We start from the raw sequence: 1,767 nt of genomic DNA on the forward strand, positions 1-1,767 counted from the left end.
TGTGTGTTAAGTGGGAAAGGATGTGGAGTTGCACAGACAACCAGGATGTTGGCTTAGAAGCAGCCACCATTGAAAGAGTGCGTAATAGCTCACTGGTCGAGTGACTCTGCGCCGAAAATGTAACGGGGCTAAACACACCACCGAAGCTATGGCTAGATGCTTTGCATCTGGGGTAGGGGAGCGTTGTATGTGGGTTGAAGGTGTACCGTAAGGAGCGCTGGACAGCATACAAGTGAGAATGCCGGTATGAGTAACGAAAAGATCAGTGAGAATCTGATCCGCCGAAAGCCCAAGGTTTCCTGAGGAAGGCTCGTCCGCTCAGGGTAAGTCGGGACCTAAGGCGAGGCCGACAGGCGTAGTCGAAGGACAACAGTTTGAAATTACTGTACCACCGTAATCCGCTATGAGCGATGGGGTGACGCAGGAGGGTAGTGACGCGGACTGATGGATGTCCGTCTAAGCAGTGAGGCTGGTGTGTAGGCAAATCCGCACACCATTAAGGCTGGGCTGTGATGGGGAGCGAAAATTGTAGTAGCGAAGGTCATGATCTCACACTGCCAAGAAAAGCCTCTAGCCAGGAGAAGGTGCCCGTACCGCAAACCGACACAGGTAGGCGAGAAGAGAATTCTAAGGCGCGCGGAAGAACTCTCGTTAAGGAACTCGGCAAAATGACCCCGTAACTTCGGGAGAAGGGGTGCCTCGGTAGGGTGAATAGCCCGAGGGGGCCGCAGTGAAAAGGCCCAAGCGACTGTTTAGCAAAAACACAGGTCTGTGCGAAGCCGCAAGGCGAAGTATACGGGCTGACGCCTGCCCGGTGCTGGAAGGTTAAGGGGAGCGGTTAGGAGCAATCCGAAGCTGTGAACCGAAGCCCCAGTAAACGGCGGCCGTAACTATAACGGTCCTAAGGTAGCGAAATTCCTTGTCAGGTAAATTCTGACCCGCACGAATGGCGTAACGACTTGGGCGCTGTCTCAACGAGAGATCCGGTGAAATTTTAATACCTGTGAAGATGCAGGTTACCCGCGACAAGACGGAAAGACCCCATGGAGCTTTACTGCAGCTTGATATTGAATTTGGGTACGATCTGTACAGGATAGGTGGGAGCCGTAGAAGTAGGAGCGCAAGCTTCTATGGAGGCGCCGTTGGGATACCACCCTGATCGTATCTAGGTTCTAACCTGGTACCCTAAACGGGTACGGGGACCGTGTCAGGCGGGCAGTTTGACTGGGGCGGTCGCCTCCTAAAGAGTAACGGAGGCGTTCAAAGGTTCCCTCAGAATGGTTGGAAATCATTCGAAGAGTGCAAAGGCATAAGGGAGCTTGACTGCGAGACCAACAAGTCGAGCAGGGACGAAAGTCGGACTTAGTGATCCGGTGGTACCGCATGGAAGGGCCATCGCTCAACGGATAAAAGCTACCCTGGGGATAACAGGCTTATCTCCCCCAAGAGTCCACATCGACGGGGAGGTTTGGCACCTCGATGTCGGCTCATCGCATCCTGGGGCTGAAGTAGGTCCCAAGGGTTGGGCTGTTCGCCCATTAAAGCGGTACGCGAGCTGGGTTCAGAACGTCGTGAGACAGTTCGGTCCCTATCTGTCGTGGGCGCAGGAAATTTGAGAGGAGCTGTCCTTAGTACGAGAGGACCGGGATGGACGTACCGCTGGTGCATCAGTTGTTCCGCCAGGAGCATGGCTGAGTAGCTACGTACGGACGGGATAAGCGCTGAAAGCATCTAAGCGTGAAGCCCCCCTCAAGATGAGATTTCCCA

The 1,767-nt window shown here is 54.2% G+C and carries 1 rRNA gene; it reads left to right on the forward strand.

The window, feature by feature from the left end:
* Positions 1 to 1,767: ribosomal RNA gene (locus A3848_RS26080) — 23S ribosomal RNA — on the forward strand; the annotation flags it as partial.

The organism is Paenibacillus sp. P32E, from assembly GCF_001909085.1.
GTDB classification, from domain to species: Bacteria; Bacillota; Bacilli; order Paenibacillales; family Paenibacillaceae; genus Paenibacillus_AQ; species Paenibacillus_AQ helianthi.